Annotated in this window: 3 protein-coding genes and 1 pseudogene; all 4 read left to right on the top strand. The window is 55.6% G+C overall.

Annotation, left to right across the window (positions count from 1 at the left end; translation table 11 throughout):
- Window positions 1-407: 407 nt before the first annotated feature.
- The 4 genes and pseudogenes from PSR62_RS02840 (at window position 408) to PSR62_RS02825 (ending at window position 17,672) form a co-directional block, all read left to right on the top strand.
- Complete coding sequence (locus PSR62_RS02840; protein WP_274406317.1) at window positions 408-5,024, top strand: PA14 domain-containing protein; 4,617 nt, start codon at window positions 408-410, stop codon at window positions 5,022-5,024.
- A 159-nt stretch (window positions 5,025-5,183) separates the two neighbouring features.
- A complete protein-coding gene (locus PSR62_RS02835) occupies window positions 5,184-6,257 on the top strand; it encodes a TIGR03032 family protein (protein WP_274406316.1) in 1,074 nt (357 codons plus the stop codon).
- 83 nt (window positions 6,258-6,340) lie between these two features.
- Window positions 6,341-16,456, top strand: a complete 10,116-nt coding sequence (locus PSR62_RS02830; RefSeq protein WP_274406315.1) for an ELWxxDGT repeat protein — start codon at window positions 6,341-6,343, stop codon at window positions 16,454-16,456.
- A gap of 85 nt (window positions 16,457-16,541) precedes the next feature.
- Window positions 16,542-17,672, top strand: a pseudogene (locus tag PSR62_RS02825) (IS3 family transposase).
- The last annotated feature ends 589 nt before the right edge of the window (window positions 17,673-18,261 follow it).

Below are 18,261 nucleotides of genomic sequence, written 5' to 3'. Positions count from 1 at the left end.
ACCTGATCTCTCCAGGTAGCCGGATTCGCCAGAATTCCGTTTTCGCTGCAATCCCTGAACTCTGTTGAGTCCAGCTACAAAAACCATAACCCGAAGCGTCAGCGAGGGATGGAGTTGCGTCGATTCCCTCGCTGACCGGCTTGTCAATTTTGTTGTAGGTTGGCCACTCTTGGCCGACATCCACCACTCTGACGGGCAAGAGTGCCCATCCAACATGCGTTGAAACGTCGTTGACGACTCAATCAACGAGCCGTGACGCATCGGGGTGTGAATTACTGCCCCCTTTTGCGCCTCATTGGCGCTGTCCAATTCCTAAAACCGGAACAGCTTGAGTACTCCCCTCCATCGGGTTATTGTGGCGATCGTCATCCGACGACCTTGAGCTCTCTGTTCCCAATGCCCTCGAAATGCTGTTTTCTCACCGACGATCCCATCGCCTGAAGCGAACTTTCTCCTCACGTCGGCTTCGCAAGGCAATTTTCGAATCGCTCGAGGATCGTCGACTGCTCACCGCGTCTCCCGGCGGCGACACCTTCAGTCAACTTGATGTCAATCGAGATGGCACGGTCACTGCCCTGGATGCGTTGCAGGTCATCAATGTTCTACAAGCGGATCAAGCCGCGTCTGGCGCCGAGAAGGTTGCGATCGAGTCTCGGCACGATGTCAACCAAGATGGCAACGTTTCGGCCATCGATGCCCTCTGGGTCATTAACTTTGTCAACGAAGCAGATCTCGGCCCCGTCTCTCAATCTTTGCAGAGCGAGCCGGCGCCAACCGCCACGATTTCTTTGCCGGCCGAAATACGGTCACGCGACATTGCGGAACTGACGATCCAGTCCATCAGCGACCTCGATCTTACGACCATCGATCACCTTGAGATCGATTGGGGCGACGGGCGGGTGACGAAGATCGAGGGCGACCTCTGGCAACCGTTGACACGACTGCACGCCTATTTCATTGAGCCAACCACCGCACTCGTCGAAGTCCGCGCTGTGCCTCACGTCGGCCCGGCGATCGTCCTGCAAACCGCTACGATCGAGGTCATTGCTAATTCGCCGTCCATCGTCGACCGAGCGAATGAGGGACTCACTGCTGAGATCTACGACAACACGGCTTTTGCCGGGCCTTCGGTCAGCGTGCGAACGGATCCCACCGTCGACTTCGACTTTGGAGTCGGTTCTCCTGATCCGAATTTGAATATCGGTTCGGCACCCTTCTCGATTCGTTGGCAGGGCAATTTCAATCCAACACAGTCCGCCGACCACACTTTCTTTGCCGAGGTCGGGGAGAACGACACCGCCAACTTCTATCTAGACGATCAACTGCTCTTCACGGCCAGCGACGGTGAACAGTCCGCGACAGTCCCACTGGTCGCTGGACAAAGCGTTGGCATCAAAGTCGAGTACGTTGCCGGAGCGGGTGCGTCGAAGATCCGCGTTGGCAGTGAAACCGGATCGTCATTCAAAACGGCATTGCTGAGCAACCAACTCACGCCTCTGGTTCCTGCTGCGCAGCTTCGCAGCGGTGTGCTGTTTGAAACATTCGAAACCAACTCTCCTGCTCCATCACTCACTTCCGTTGCTGACCTACGGTCTCACGCTGCATTCATTGGTAACACGCCCACCACTGCTTCAGATCTGAGCAGCTTCCGTCACTCGGGACTTCTCGGCAACCAAGCCGTCCGGATACGCGGGATCGTCTCGCCTCCTGTCAGCGGGCAATACACGTTCCATCTCGCCGCCAGCGACAAGGCTGAGTTGTGGTTGTCACAAGGAGTCACATCCGATAACTCCCGATTGCTCGCCTCGGTCGCAACACCCACGCCGATGGAAGGCTTCGCCGACCCCAATGCTGGTCTCTCTGCCTCCGTCTATCTGGTTGCCGGTCAAGATTACTACATCGAAACGCTGCAGGTTCACGACGATCCAGTGGCGACGAATCATCTTTCGGTCGCCTGGACTCGTCCAGATCAGCTTGCCTCTGGACCACAACTGGTTGGCAACGAGTTCTTGCGCCCGATCGTGCCCCAAGTCAGCTTGCATGCCGAAATCTCGCAGACCAATGAGGTTTTTTCCAGCGATCCATCCATGCGTTTTGTCGTTGAACGCAACGACGATCTGGGGCGGGATCTGCCGGTTGCTTACACCCTGGGAGGCACCGCAACCAACGGTGCGGATTTCCCGGCCCACACCGGAACCGTCATCATCCCAGCGGGACAGCGATCTGCTGAGATTGAATTGGTCGTGACCAAAGATGGACTGCCCGAACCGACCGAGACCGTGGTGATTCGATTGGTCGCCGACCCAGCCTACCAACTCGGCAGCGAATTCACGCGGCAGGTGACCGGAACGATTGGTGGAGAGGCCCTAGGCGGAACGGAACTGCTGCCCGTCGATCCCATTCTCTTGCCCGCCTTTTCCTACTACGACGTGAGCTCGCCGAACGCGGTGGTCGAATTCGAGGAGACTGATCCCAGTCTTCCGTTCGTGGATGCCGCGCCTGGTAACAATGCGATCCGCGTCGATGTCAACTCATTCACAAACCCTTGGGACGTCGCCTTCTCACACACGCTGCCACCAACTGAGATTGTCGACGGTGACAAGTTGTTCGTCAGCCTTTGGGCTCGCAGTGCCAACCTCGATGGTTCTCCGGTGACCGTGGGGATGCGTCTTCAGGAAAGTGACAGCTATCACGGCAAGGAGCAAACCTGGGAAGTCGAGGATGAATGGACTCCGTTGCTGTGGCCAGTCGTTGCCGACTTCAACAACAACGCAACCGCTACCCGTGGTCTCGATATCCGGCTGGGGTACCAGCAGCAATCCGTTGAACTAGCAGGTTTCAGCCTGCTGAAAATGCCGGGCTCGACGGAGATGAACAGCCTCCCGCGAACGACCTTCAGTTACGAGGGACGCGACGCGGACGCCGCCTGGCGAGCCCAGGCCAAGGTCAACGAACAAATACAGCGATCGAATCCGGTCCAAATCCTCGTCCAGGATGCCGCCGGCAATCCTATTGAAGGGGCTGTTGTCACGATCACGCCGCAGGCACTGTCTCTTCCCATGGGAATGGCAGTCTCGCCCTCTCAGGTGGTGCTGTCAGCGGATCCCATTTCATTGACCGCCGACTCGGCTCGTTACCGGGCGATCATCGAAACTCACTTTGACACACTGACCGATGGTGGCGAAGCTCAGTGGGGCCCTTGGGAAGAGGACTCGCAGCTTCCAACTGATTTCTTGCAGTGGGTCGTGGATCGCGATGCCTTGTATCACGGGCACGCCCTTGTGTGGGGTGAGCTCGATCGCTTTCCTGCCCCTGCTGATTTGCTCACAAACTACGAGCAGGTAGAGACCACGGAGGGCCCCGTCGCTGCCAAGGCTTGGCTCGAAAGCGAAGTGCTCAGGCACATCGCCACCGGTCCCGCGTCCGCGTTTGCGGGCACACGGGACGGCAGCGACCAGCCGTTGGTGACCTGGTGGGATGTGATCAATCATCCGATCCTCAGTGAAGACATCTGGGACATCGTCGGCGATGACTTCATGCTCGATGTCATCGATGCGGCTCGGTCGGTCGTTCATCCCGACACGCGATTGATTATCAATGAGTTCGATATTCTCTCCAACCCTGACAATGGCCAGAGCGATGATTTCTTCAACCTGCTGACGTTCCTTGACGCCCAGTCCGCCAGCGGTCGTGCCGACTACGACACCATCGGCTTTCAAGGTCATTTTTTGTCAGAGCGTTTACCCGCCATCGACCGCATCCTGGCCGAATTGGAACGCTACGAGAGCTTGGGCCGCGACTTCCAGATCACCGAATTCGACGTGGACGCCTTGTTCATCGACGAGCAAACCCAAGCCGACTTCACCCGGGACATCTACGCCGCGCTCGCCGGCAACGAGAACATCAGCCTGTTCACACCTTGGGGGGTCTGGGAAGGCGATCATTGGCGTTCCGAAGAAGAGGCCGCCCTCTTTAACCAAGACTGGACCCCCAAACCCAACGGCCAATGGTTGCTGGACCAAACATCTGACGAGCAAACGCTTGTTCGAACTGGCGCCAGCGTGGACGCCGTATTAAATCCTGGATCCCATCGCATTCGGATCGAGGCAGATCAGTTCGATGGTTTTTATCTAGTGGATGCATCCCAGACGGAAGGCGTTCTCACGTTCGTGATTGATGTGCCACCGGACTCAATGGATGACCACTTCATGGTGGAAGCATTTGATGCTTTACCGGGGGTCAACCTCTCCACAGAGGCGGCTTTCCAACAACCGGATGATCAAATTCGGTTTGAATCGAGTTTGGATCTCGATTCGATCGGAGCTGAAAACGGTGACTGGACGATTGGGTTTGACCTTCGTCCTGACGCTGCTCCTGATGGACAATGGCGTTCGGTCTTGTTCAAAGGCGATGACGACTCCCAACGTGGGCCCGCTGTTTTCCTTCGCCCCAATGACATGCGGTTGCACGTTCGGGTTTCAACGGATCATCGTGACGACGAAGGCTTGGTCAGTGATTCGGAATTGCCACTTGGAGTCTGGTCGAATGTAACCATCGTAAAACGCGGGCATCGCCTTGAACTCTATCTTGACGGACAGCTCGATCGTGTTCGGATCTTGGTCGGGGATACCTTGGGCAACGTCGGAGGCTTGACATTGGGCGCTGATTTCCGTCGGCCATCAGGCATTTTTTCCGTGCGTGATCTCGGCGTTCTCTCATCCGCGGTGACCCACGAAAGCTTAACGCAGTGGACTCTTTGGGGACCAAAGAGTCTCCAGAGCATCAGAGGAAACCTAAGTGACAATGACAGTGCCATCTCGCCTGGCGATCTTCTCTATGAATGGATCCAACCGGTTGAGGAATTGCCCGGTGGCTCATCGTTCACGCTATCAGCAGATGGAAACTTCACATTTGCTCCCGGTTCGCTCTCGGACTCCGTTGTCACACTTGAAATCAAAGTCCGTCAGGTGACGGGGCAATTCACCATCTCAACTCTGACGATTGAATTGCCTGAGACCGCCTGAAGGCCCCGGTTGCGAAAAGTGAGCTTTCTGGATGTAGGGTCTGGACTACCCTCGTGGAAGGGCTTAATGTGACTAGCGGATCCCCCTAAAAGAAGGGGCTGCCGAGGGCTTTTCATCACGATCGTTGGTGCTGAGCTGAATTTTGACGACCGGACTACTTTGAGCGCAACCCAATCCTCCTCTGATTGCTCGATTGAACTCCGCTATCGGTGTAGTTCTGAGTTCATACCCATTTTGCAGCATTTGCGGGCATCCATCGTGGTGTCAACTTACAAGCTGGGAAAAGTAGCTGTGATCCAGGCTTCTGGGAGTGCCCTGGATGTGCGTTTGACGTCGTTTCCAACGGCGATGGGATTGGCAATTCATCCCAGAAAACTCACGGTGGGAACTCGCCGCGGACTGTGGACGCTTGCGGCTGAGAGAGACATTCCCTGGGAGGCCTCGTCGTCCACCGGGCCATCGAGCAATTCAAAGTCGCTCACACTGGCGGCTCGTGATTATCACATCACCGGCAACATTAGCATTCACGAGCTGGCATACCACGGCGACACATTGTGGGGCGTCAATACATTGTTTTCGTGCCTCTGCACGTTTGAGACATTGCACAATTTTGTTCCGAACTGGAAGCCGTGGTTCATTTCGGAACTCCGTCCCGAAGACCGATGCCATCTCAACGGCATGGCAATGGACGATGATGGGCCTCGCTATGTCACTGCGTTGGGGCAAACGGATGTTGGCGGCGGATGGCGGGAAAACAAAATTGACAGTGGGTGTTTGATCGACGTTCGCAACAACCGAATCGTTGCGAGTGGGTTGTGTATGCCACACTCGCCACGACTCCATGATTCGAAATTGTTTGTGCTCAATTCTGGCTGCGGCGAATTGTGTGTCGTTGACGAAACGGACGGGCACGTCGATCCGATCGATGCCGTTCCCGGTTACACCCGCGGGTTATCGATTGCAGGCCAGTTCGCATTCGTGGGAATGTCCCAGATTCGCGAGTCAAACGTTTTCGGCGGACTGCCGATTGCCGAAAAGCACGACGCTTTGCGCTGCGGGGTCGCCGTCATTGATTTGATCTCGGGCCGGAGCGTCGCTTGGTTCGAATTCGAAACCGCCGTCGAAGAAATCTTTGCAGTGGAAGTCCTGTGCAACGCCGCTCCCACCCGCATCCATAGCCCCGACTTGGAAGAAGACGACCAAGAACTTTGGATCGTCCCGCCTCTGAAGTAGCCAACTGCTGCCAACCAATCCAACTGAAGTTGAACGGATCGTTCATCTTTACAACCGGACCTTGATTCTCTCGGAATCCAATCATGATCTCCTTCAAGAAACGACGGCAATCTCTGGCCTCACGCCGTAGCACACGCCGGTCATTCGAGTGTCTCGAACAGCGTCGATTGCTCGCGGTTGATTTGGTTGCTGACATTGTGGCCGATAATGTCGCGTATTCACCAAGCGAAGGAATTGCGATCGGCGACATCGCTTACTTTGGAAACACCGACGCATCGGGGGAAGAACTGTGGCGAAGCGATGGGACGCCCTCGGGAACCTATCGTCTCGCGGATCTGAATACCGACCCCAATCCAGATTGGTCCAATTCTTCGCCCTCCGATTTCCTGGCATTCCAAGCTGGGTTCGTGTTTGATGCTTGGTTGGAGTCAGGGAACCGTGGGTTGTTCTACTACGACACGACGTTGAACGAACCCGAGTTGTTGCTCGAGCGAAATTTTTCAACTGCCAAAACGGATGTTTCTGGAACGTTGTTCTTCACGAATTATGACAACATCAACTACGAATATGAATTGTGGAAATCGGACGGCACGGCTGGCGGGACGGTGGTCGTGAAAGAGGACTTCACCCAAGGGATTTACTCCGACTTCTCATCGGCAGGGGGCAAGCTTTTCTTCGCCTATGATGATGGCGTGCATGGTGAAGAGCTTTGGGTCAGTGACGGATCGTATGGAGGCACGGAACTGTTCGAGGACGTCTCCCCTGGCCCGGCAGGGTCTGAACCATCCAATTTCGTTGAAGCCGGCGGCAACCTCTACTTCACCGCAGATGATGGAATCAATGGTCGTGAACTGTGGTCGGCGTCGCCTGGTCTGAGTACCGCAACCTTTCTGGGTGACACGAATCCCGGTTCTGCCAACAGCTACCCTCGCGAGTTGGTTGAGTCTGGCGGTCAACTTTTCTACGTAGCGGATGGTTCGTCAGGTGAAGTGCTCATGACGTCAGGCGGGGCATTGGCCAACACCGTTGAGCTTGCGCAGCTTGACCAGATCGAGAGCCTCACTGTTGTAGGTGGAACTGTGTTCTTTTCAGCAATGGATTCGTTTGACAATGAACTTTGGAAATCCAATGGCACTGTGGGGTCGACTGAGCGAGTCAAAAACATTCGAAGTGACGTTCTCAGCAGTTCTCCCGATCACTTGACAGAGTACGCAGGCAAACTTTACTTCTCGGCAATCGGCAATGTAACGGGCCGTGAACTTTGGGTCAGTGACGGGACCGAAAGCGGAACCGTGCTACTGAAGGACATCCGCCCGGGTGACGGAAATGGTTCCAATCCCAGCAAATTCGTTGAGTCCAACGGAACGTTGTACTTCGAAGCCGATAGCTCGGGGCTATCAGGCCGAGAGCTTTGGAAGACGGACGGATCGACCACCGGAACCGTGTTGGTGGAAGATTTGTCGTTGCTCGAACCAACCCCTTATTCCTATCCGTCCGTTGTCGGTTTTTTGGCGACCAGTTCGCATTTATTCTTCCGACCTAGCACCACGATTGATTGGTTTTCAACCGACGGGACGCCCAGCACAGCGACGAATCTGACCAGCAATTTCGCAAGTTTGGGATCCAATCCCACCTCCCTGCTCACAACTTCCCAAGGACTGTTCTTTGCCGCCGACAATGGGCTGTGGAAATCCGATGGGACAGAAAGCGGCACCATCCGGCTAGACGATCCCATCGCAAATGGTTTTGGGCTCTACCCGCGTGATCTCGTCGAGGTCAACGGGGAGGTCTATTTCTCTGGCTGGTCGAACGTGGAAGGCTACGAGCTGTGGAAAACCGATGGCACGCCTGGTGGTACCATGCAGGTCGCGGACGTCAACTCGAGTGGCGATTCTTATCCAACCAACCTGACCGCGGTCGGTTCAACGCTGTTCTTTACCGCCAATGATGGCGTCCATGGAAATGAACTGTGGAAACACGAGTCGTTGCTCAACGCGACCTCGATGGTGAAAGACTTGTCGGTCGGTGGTTCCTATGACGGATCATACCCAGACTGGCTAACCGTCTCGGGTGGGATGCTGTACTTCTCTGCGAACGACGGAACCGGCGAACAGTTGTACCGAAGCACCGGCGATGCGGCCGGGACAGTGCCGGTCACGCAAGCCGGAACGGGGGACCCCATTCTCTTTCCCACTTCACTGACCGACTTCAACGGCGAACTGTTTGTTGAAAGTGATTTCGAACTTTGGACCACCACGGGACAAGCTGGTAGTTCGACTGTAGGATCACTCGGTGACTTCAGCGGCTACCCCGATTACTACGGCCCTCGATTTTTCGTCGCACATCAAAACGAACTCCACTTCATCGCACGCTCGGACGAGTTATGGAAAACCGATGGAACGCCCAGCGGCACCGTTTCACTCTTCGATGCAACCACAGACCCCAATGACTACGCAGATGTTGGCTACCTCACCGAGGCGGGAGGCTTGCTGTATTTCGTTGCGGATGCGGATCCGGTTGGATACAACGACTTCGAGTTGTGGAAGTTTGATGGGACGACCGCAAGCGTTGTCAAAGACATCCGAGTGGGTGATGAAGGTTCCTATCCGCTAGGTCTGACCGAGTTCCAGGGCAAGCTCATTTTCTCAGCCGATGACGGTGAGTCTGGTCGAGAACTCTGGATGAGTGATGGCACGCAGAGCGGAACCATCTTGATCGACGACATCCATTCTGCTGTTGGAACCGGATCGCTTGCCAACGACACCTTCTTTGAGTTTGTTGAGTTCGACAACCAATTGTTCTTCCCTGCCGACAATGGTGTTGTCGGTGAAGAATTGTGGAAATTCACGCTGCCGCAGGTCACGGTGACCAACTCGCCGGTGAGTGTCGACGAGGCAGCCACCTACACCGCTTCCGGCACACTGCGTTTCGCCGACACGCTCACGTCCGTCCCCGCCGGTGTCGTCAACAACGGAGACGGAACCTGGACCTGGACCGGATCCTTCCCTGATGGACCGGAAATGGAATCCGTTGTCCTCACAGTCACCGATTCAGAAGGTCTGACAGGAACCGCCACCTTCACGGTCGATGTTCAGAATCTCACGCCAACCTACGACGCAGGAGCACAGGAAGCTTTGTCGCCCGTCGACGCTGGCGTCTTTCAACGGACGGTCACGTTCATCGATCCGGGCACCGACACATGGACCGGCACTGTTGACTACGGCGATGGAACCGTGGCACCACTGACGTTCGGTGCTGGCCAGACGATTGAACTGGACCATGTCTACCTTGCCGAAGGTGATTTTACAGTCACGGTCTCGTTGACCGACGGAGATTCACCACTCGTCGACGATACGTTCGTCGTATCGGTCGACCTCAACACTCCGCCAACGACCAACGACACGGCCATCACGATGCTGGAAGACGGATCGAAAGTCTTTTCCAGTTCCGATTTTCCTTTCTCGGATCTGGACGTCGGCGACGAACTCCAATCGGTTCGAATTGAAACCCTGCCTGCCGCAGGCCTGCTGTACCTCGATCTGGATGACAATGGGCACTTCGATGGTGGTGCAGAAACCCTGGCCGCCGCAAGCGTGATCGCAGTCGCCGACCTGGATGCCGGACGCCTGCGTTTTGAACCGACCACCAATGAAAATGGTGAGCCATACACTTCGTTTGAGTTCAGTGTGAGCGACGGCGAGGCGTTTTCTACTTTAGCTTCGATGACCATGGATGTGACAGCGGTCAATGACGCGCCGGTCGCCACGGACGATTCAGCATCAACCGATCAGGATACAGCGGTTGTGATCAATGTATTGGGTAACGATTTTGATTTGGAATCGGTCGGTGGTGATGCCGGTGACTTTGACCCGACGTTCGGTGCCAATGGGCTGGTCACGCAAAGCATTCCAATACCGGGAGTGAGTGATTCGGCCAATGACGTCATCTCGTTGGGTGACGGGAAATACCTCGTCGCGGGTACGTCCGGCAATTTTGGAACCTACAGCGATTTCACGCTTGTTCGCTACAACGCTGACGGGAACGTGGACACTGCTTTTGGTGACCAGGGTCGCGTTAGCGTACCTATTAATGCGGGCAACCAAGTCACCGCCGTAGCCCAACAAGGAGATGGGAAGTTTGTTGTCGTTGGCAACCTCTACCAGCCTGGCGGCGATTCCGATTTCGCGATCTTTCGATTCCACAGTGACGGATCCCCCGATGCAACTTTTGGTAGCGGCGGACTAGTCACCACCGATTTCGGCTCGCCAAATGACTTTGCTCAAGACATTGTCATTGATCCAGCCAGTGGCGACCTGATCGTGCTCGGAAGCACGATACCAGGTGGATACGACTACAATTTGAGGGATCTGGCTGTGGCCCGCTATGCAGCCCTCGATGGCAGTTTGGTGACGAGTTTCGGCACGAGCGGAAAAACAGTTATTGACATCCGAGGGACACGCGACACGGCGGGCGAACTGGCGATGACGCCTGCTAGCGACTTGATTATTTCAGCGTTGTCTGTGAGTCCAACGTCATCCAGTGACGAAGCCATTTTATTAAAGCTGGATTCAAATGGTGTGCTCGACACCAACTTCGGAACGCTCGGATTAGCCTACGCACCGGCGGCAGTGTCTTACCATGATGACCCACGTTTTGTTCACGTTCCCTCGACGGGCGACACATATCTGGCATATACGTCATCCGGAAATGCGGTGGTGACAAAGTTTGACAGTTCGGGAGGCATTGACTCTAGCTTCGACATCGATGGTTCGATCGAGCATAACCTCAACATGGGAAGCTATCCGAGCTTAGTTGGGATCGATTTGGATACCAACGGTCGATTGGTTCTGGCGGGTTCAGGTTACGATTCCGCTGCTAGCAATAATGAGTTTTACGCACTGCGTTTGCTACAAGATGGAACCCTCGATGTCGTGTTCAACGGTACCGGGCAACTAGTGTTCGGAACGACGATTGGCCGCAATGACTATGCACATGGTGCGAAAGTTGTGAACGGCAGTCTTTTAGTCGTCGGTAGCGTGAGCAATGCAGACACGTTTGATGACATGGTGATCGCACGCGTCACCGACAGTGGTATCGTCGACATGGCATTCGGCAATGCGGGCGTGACGGTGACAAACTGGCCGCTCGACTCGATCGACGATCAAGCTAAAGATATGGTCGTGCTCCCCGATGGGAAAATCCTAGTGGTCGGTGATTCGATTAGCAGTCCGGATACCAACGCCATCAAAAACGTTGTGGTCGCTCGGTACCATCCCGATGGAAATCTGGACACCTCCTTTGGCACCGGCGGAATCGTGATAGCAGACTTAGGTACCTCGCGAGATAGAGCCAATGCAATTGCGGTTCGACCGGACGGGCGATTTGTGATTGCGGGCACAATGGAAGCGTCCAGCAATGCCAATTTTGCCCTCGCTCAGTTCCTTGCTGACGGAACGCTCGATACGGCTTTCGGAGTTTCGGGAATCGCTACGCTCGATCTGGGCCAAACATCTACTGAGGAAGCATTCGACCTAGTGATCGATGCGGGAGGCAATCTCGTGGTTGTTGGCGGTTCCGCAGGCGATGTGGGCGTTGCTCGGTTCCTAGCCAATGGGACACCCGATACGACCTTTAATACAACAGGCTTCGTTCGGCTAGATCTCGGACGCCCCTCAGACACCGCAAAATCGGTTGCGATCGATTCCTCTGGCAAGATCATCGTCGGAGGAACTCGTGGCGGTTTTGCCGGCGGCGTATCGGACTACGATTTTGCTTTATTCCGACTCGACACGGATGGGACCTTAGATCCTACCTTTGGTAGCGGTGGAATCGCGTTTGCCGATTTTGGTTTTTTCAGTTCCATTGAATCAATCAAAATCCAAAACGACGGAAGAATTTTGGCAGCGGGTTCCAATGCGTTCGCCGTCGCCAGGTTCTTGACTGACGGAACACTCGACAACACGTTTTCGAACGACGGCAAGGCGTCAGGATTTGCCAGTGGGATTGCGCGTGACATTGCCCTTACCCCAAGCGGTGAGATCTTTTTAGTCGGTTCGGCTTACGGTGGTACAGCCACACGCAATGATTTGACGCTCGTCAAATTGCTTTCGAATGGAACCTTGGACACCAGTTTCCATTCGGGATCAGCAGTTGTGCACGATCTCGGAAGTAACGATGATGATGAACCCCGAGCGATTTCGATTGATGCTGAGGGTAATTTGCTCATTGCTGGCTACTCAGATCGCTCGGATAACGGAACTTTTGCGGGGGGCGATAATGATTGGTTTGTGGCGCGGCTACTAACCAGTTTTTTCACACCCTTAACTGTTACTGACATTGACGCCTCATCGATTCTTGGAACGGTTTCCAACAACGGCGATGGATCGCTCACGTATGATCCAGCAGGGGCTCTCGATTACCTCGCCGTAGGCGAAAATGAGACGGTACAGTTGAGCTACACTATCGAAGACCCAGACGGCGGGGCCGCCTCAGCAATGGTGACAGTAACCGTTAACGGTCTGAACGATCCACCGATCGTAGCGGCAGACCAGCCATCGGTGAGCGTCGCCGAAGGATTGACCGCGACGATGACAGGCACCTTTGGTGATGTCGACGTGAGCGACACCGTCACGTTATCCGCTTCACCGAGCCTCGGATCGATCGTTGACAATGGCGATGGCACTTGGACGTGGAGCTATCTGACAACGGACGGTCCGTCTGAATCACAAACCATCACAATCACCGCCGATGATGGGTCGGTGTCGGTCGACGCCACGTTCAACCTTGTCGTCACCAATGTCGCCCCAACTTTCGAGGCAGGGATCGACGAAACCGTGGCTCCGGGAGCCACGTTTACCCGCACCATCGATTTCACGGATCCGGGCCAGGACGTGTGGAGCGGAACGGTAGACTTTGACGACGGGAATGGGCCTCAATCACTTACCATCGACCCGGCATTGAAGTCGATCGATCTATCACACGTGTTCACAGACGCAGGAGTCTTTACGGTCGAAATTTCGCTCGACGATGACGACTCCGCTCCAGTCACCGACACCTTTGAGGTGACCGTCGGCCAAACGTCGAACCTGGACCTGGGGTTGGTCGCTCACTGGGAGTTTGAAGGGGATGCCTTGGACAGTGCTCCTGAGGGCAGTGTTGCCGATGACGGCACGTTGGTTGGCGCGACGATTGTTTCCGGTGGCCTGGGCAATAGCTCGGTTCAGTTCTCTGGAACGGATCAGGTCATGACGGTGGCCCAGTCGGTGGACATCGACAACCGGACCACAACTGAGCGGACGGTCGCGTTTTGGTTCTACCCAACGAACCTGAATGGCACCGGTCGTCAGGTGATCTACCAGGAAGGTGGGACAGTACGGGGACTCAACATATATCTTGAGAACGGTCAGTTGCTCGCCGGTGGCTGGAGTGTGCTGGATGGTTGGGGAGGAACGTGGCTTTCGGCCTCCAACGTCGTGGCTGATCAGTGGAACCACGCTTCGTTGGTCTTTGATGCGGTCGCTGGCGAAATCCGCTTGCAGCTCAACGGGGCTGCGGAGACCACCGGGGCGGCACTGGCTGCCATCACGGCCCACAACAACGCCACGCTCGGACGTGCCGACGGCGGCACTCGCTTCAGCGACGGTGCCGGTGGCGGTGTGAATGTGGGCGGTACGTCGAGTCACTACGCCGGTTTGATCGATGACGCACGGATCTACAATCGGGTGCTCAACCACATCGAATTGCAGGAACTCGACTCTCAAACACCAACTTCTCCTGGAAATCTCGCCTTGGGCCTGGTCACGCACTGGGGATTTGAAGGCAATACTCTGGACAGTGCCCCTGAGGGCAGCGCCGCCGATGACGGCACGTTGGTTGGCGCGACGATTGTTTCCGGTGGCCTGGGCAATAGCTCGGTTCAGTTCTCTGGAACGGATCAGGTCATGACGGTGGCCCAGTCGGTGGACATCGACAACCGGACCACAACTGAGCGGACGGTCGCGTTTTGGTTCTACCCAACGAACCTGAATGGCACCGGTCGTCAGGTGATCTACCAGGAAGGTGGGACAGTACGGGGACTCAACATATATCTTGAGAACGGTCAGTTGCTCGCCGGTGGCTGGAGTGTGCTGGATGGTTGGGGAGGAACGTGGCTTTCGGCCTCCAACGTCGTGGCTGATCAGTGGAACCACGCTTCGTTGGTCTTTGATGCGGTCGCTGGCGAAATCCGCTTGCAGCTCAACGGGGCTGCGGAGACCACCGGGGCGGCACTGGCTGCCATCACGGCCCACAACAACGCCACGCTCGGACGTGCCGACGGCGGCACTCGCTTCAGCGACGGTGCCGGTGGCGGTGTGAATGTGGGCGGTACGTCGAGTCACTACGCCGGTTTGATCGATGACGCACGGATCTACAATCGGGTGCTCAACCACATCGAATTGCAGGAACTCGACTCTCAAACACCAACTTCTCCTGGAAATCTCGCCTTGGGCCTGGTCACGCACTGGGGATTTGAAGGCAATACTCTGGACAGTGCCCCTGAGGGCAGCGCCGCCGATGACGGCACGTTGGTTGGCGCGACGATTGTTTCCGGTGGCCTGGGCAATAGCTCGGTTCAGTTCTCTGGAACGGATCAGGTCATGACGGTGGCCCAGTCGGTGGACATCGACAACCGGACCACAACTGAGCGGACGGTCGCGTTTTGGTTCTACCCAACGAACCTGAATGGCACCGGTCGTCAGGTGATCTACCAGGAAGGTGGGACAGTACGGGGACTCAACATATATCTTGAGAACGGTCAGTTGCTCGCCGGTGGCTGGAGTGTGCTGGATGGTTGGGGAGGAACGTGGCTTTCGGCCTCCAACGTCGTGGCTGATCAGTGGAACCACGCTTCGTTGGTCTTTGATGCGGTCGCTGGCGAAATCCGCTTGCAGCTCAACGGGGCTGCGGAGACCACCGGGGCGGCACTGGCTGCCATCACGGCCCACAACAACGCCACGCTCGGACGTGCCGACGGCGGCACTCGCTTCAGCGACGGTGCCGGTGGCGGTGTGAATGTGGGCGGTACGTCGAGTCACTACGCCGGTTTGATCGATGACGCACGGATCTACAATCGGGTGCTCAACCACATCGAATTGCAGGAACTCGACTCTCAAACACCAACTTCTCCTGGAAATCTCGCCTTGGGCCTGGTCACGCACTGGGGATTTGAAGGCAATACTCTGGACAGTGCCCCTGAGGGCAGCGCCGCCGATGACGGCACGTTGGTTGGCGCGACGATTGTTTCCGGTGGCCTGGGCAATAGCTCGGTTCAGTTCTCTGGAACGGATCAGGTCATGACGGTGGCCCAGTCGGTGGACATCGACAACCGGACCACAACTGAGCGGACGGTCGCGTTTTGGTTCTACCCAACGAACCTGAATGGCACCGGTCGTCAGGTGATCTACCAGGAAGGTGGGACAGTACGGGGACTCAACATATATCTTGAGAACGGTCAGTTGCTCGCCGGTGGCTGGAGTGTGCTGGATGGTTGGGGAGGAACGTGGCTTTCGGCCTCCAACGTCGTGGCTGATCAGTGGAACCACGCTTCGTTGGTCTTTGATGCGGTCGCTGGCGAAATCCGCTTGCAGCTCAACGGGGCTGCGGAGACCACCGGGGCGGCACTGGCTGCCATCACGGCCCACAACAACGCCACGCTCGGACGTGCCGACGGCGGCACTCGCTTCAGCGACGGTGCCGGTGGCGGTGTGAATGTGGGCGGTACGTCGAGTCACTACGCCGGTTTGATCGATGACGCACGGATCTACAATCGGGTGCTCAACCACATCGAATTGCAGGAACTTGCTTCGGTATCGCTGAGCCCGCCAACTGGTTCAGCTTCCTCTTACAACGCCCGTGTAGCGACCGACCAGATGGAGAAAGAAGACACCAACGCTGACGGTTCCGTGACTGCGTCGGATGCCCTGCGGGTGATCAATTATATGAACAGTCCTGCCGATGGAGCTGAAGGGGAACCCCTCAGCGTGGAATTGTCCCGACTGGATGTCAATGGTGACGGTTCCATCACGGCCCTGGATGCCCTGATGGTCATCAATAAACTTAATGGGTTAGACCAATTGGTGGCCAGTGTTGCTGAGCACGACGATGAATCTTGGTGGGCAGATTCCGTCGATGAAGTCATCACTGACGGAATCCTGTTCTAGGCAAAATAGAACAGCATGGAGTTCCCCACGAAAAGTTGGCAGTGGTACGGCGCATGTCAGACTCTGCTGACAGGAGGAACGATTCATGGACCAACGTCGAACATACACCCGCGAATTTAAGATCGCCACCGTCAAGAAGATCATCGAGCAGCGGATGCTCCACGCTCAATTTGCCAGGGACGTGGGAGTGCGTGACAGCATGCTCAGAAAATGGAGAAAAGCCCTCGAGAGAGACGGTTCCTTCGAGGCGGATAGCGCCAGCAACAACTCAGTGGAAGACGATCTGGAGCGACTGCAAGAAGAATATCGATAGATCAAAATGGAGCGAAACCTATAAGAAAACGACGGCGTTCTTCGCAGAGGAAAGCAACTGAGATTGAAGTTCATCTCCGAGCACCGTGATCGTTGGCCGGTTACGGTGCTCTGTCGAGTGCTGGAGGTTTCACGTCGGGTTTCTTATTAGAGTGTTGGCAGGCCATCCTCAAAGGCTAAAATACGGCAAGCAGAAGTCACCGACGCGATCATCGAGATCAATTCGAAGAAACACCAGGATGCCTATGGCAGCCCAAGAGTTCACCAAGGGCTACTTCGAAGGGGCGTTTCTTGTTGCCTCAACACAGTCGCCAAGTACATTGGAGCAGCCGGAATTGCAGCGAATCGCCGCGCAAAGCTCTGCATCTCTATCACCGACTCCGATCATCTAACTGCACCGAACCTATTGAACCAAAACTTCAACACCAAAACGACTAATGAAGTCTGGCTGACGGGCATCATGTACATCCCAACGAAAGAAGGGGGCACCTACCTTACCGCCGTCTTTGACCTGCATTCTCGCAAAATCATTGGTTGGAAAACCAGTCGAACGATTGACTCTTAGTTCGTCGTCGCTGCACTCAGCGATGCCATCACGTTTCGCAATCCAAGTCCGGAGGTGGTCGCTCACCGCGATCGCGGATCCCAGTATGCCAGCGGTCTGTTCCGCCAACGAATAGGCCAACGCAAGTTGATTCAGAGCATGAGCAACCTAGGCAATTGCTACGACAATGCTCCAATGGATTTCTTCTTCAAAAGCTACAAGACGGTAGAAGTTCATGACGAATAATACGAAACCCATGAGAAAGCCACGCGAGGCGTCTCTGACTTCATCGAGCATTTTTACAACTCTGTCCGTTCACACTTCTCGCTTGACTACCTAAGTTCGATCGAATTCGAATAACATGAAATACGAGCGTTTTCATTGAATCCAGTCCGATCGTCAGGCTGAAATACTTACCTTCCCGTTAAGACTGTTCCGCCATCAACTTTTCGTAGGGAATTCCGCTCTGAGTAGTGCCGTCCACCGCTACGACCAATCGAGTTGTAAACGATGTAGTGAGGATTGTTTATCCGTCGTTCCTAAGTCGATCGGATCAGTCCAAAGATAGATGATCGTGGCAGTGGGCAATCCACTCATATCCGGGCCTCATCGTGACGGCTTACCGCAAAATCGGCAGGCATCTCCACGCGGATCTAAACACCACCGGGCAGTTAGACGGTGGTGCCGGCCAACGGTAGAGAGGCCCGCGCGCGTCCAGCCTGCTCGGCATCGAAGTCCACGCGATTCGTTGCCGGAGCGGCCAAGCGTAGTTGCCGGAAGTTGCCCCTGTGAAGGGGGGGTAATGAGGCGTCTCGCTGAGTGCGTTTCATTCAATCTAAGAAGGACCGCTGCGAAACTCCTTCGTTTTGAAAGAGCAGGGGAACAGTGAATGTTGACGGGATCAGTTCACTGGACTCGCTGTTGCAAATAATCGACGGTTTCGGGACGG

The sequence above is a fragment of the Rhodopirellula sp. P2 genome, assembly GCF_028768465.1.
GTDB lineage: Bacteria > Planctomycetota > Planctomycetia > Pirellulales > Pirellulaceae > Rhodopirellula.
This window is presented reverse-complemented; position numbering and strand designations above follow the sequence as displayed.

Bases quoted from the DNA above. Each gene is read 5' to 3' on its own strand.
- PSR62_RS02840 (WP_274406317.1), top strand. From the start codon at position 408: ATGCTGTTTTCTCACCGACGATCCCATCGCCTGAAGCGAACTTTCTCC.
- PSR62_RS02830 (WP_274406315.1), top strand. From the start codon at position 6,341: ATGATCTCCTTCAAGAAACGACGGCAATCTCTGGCCTCACGCCGTAGC.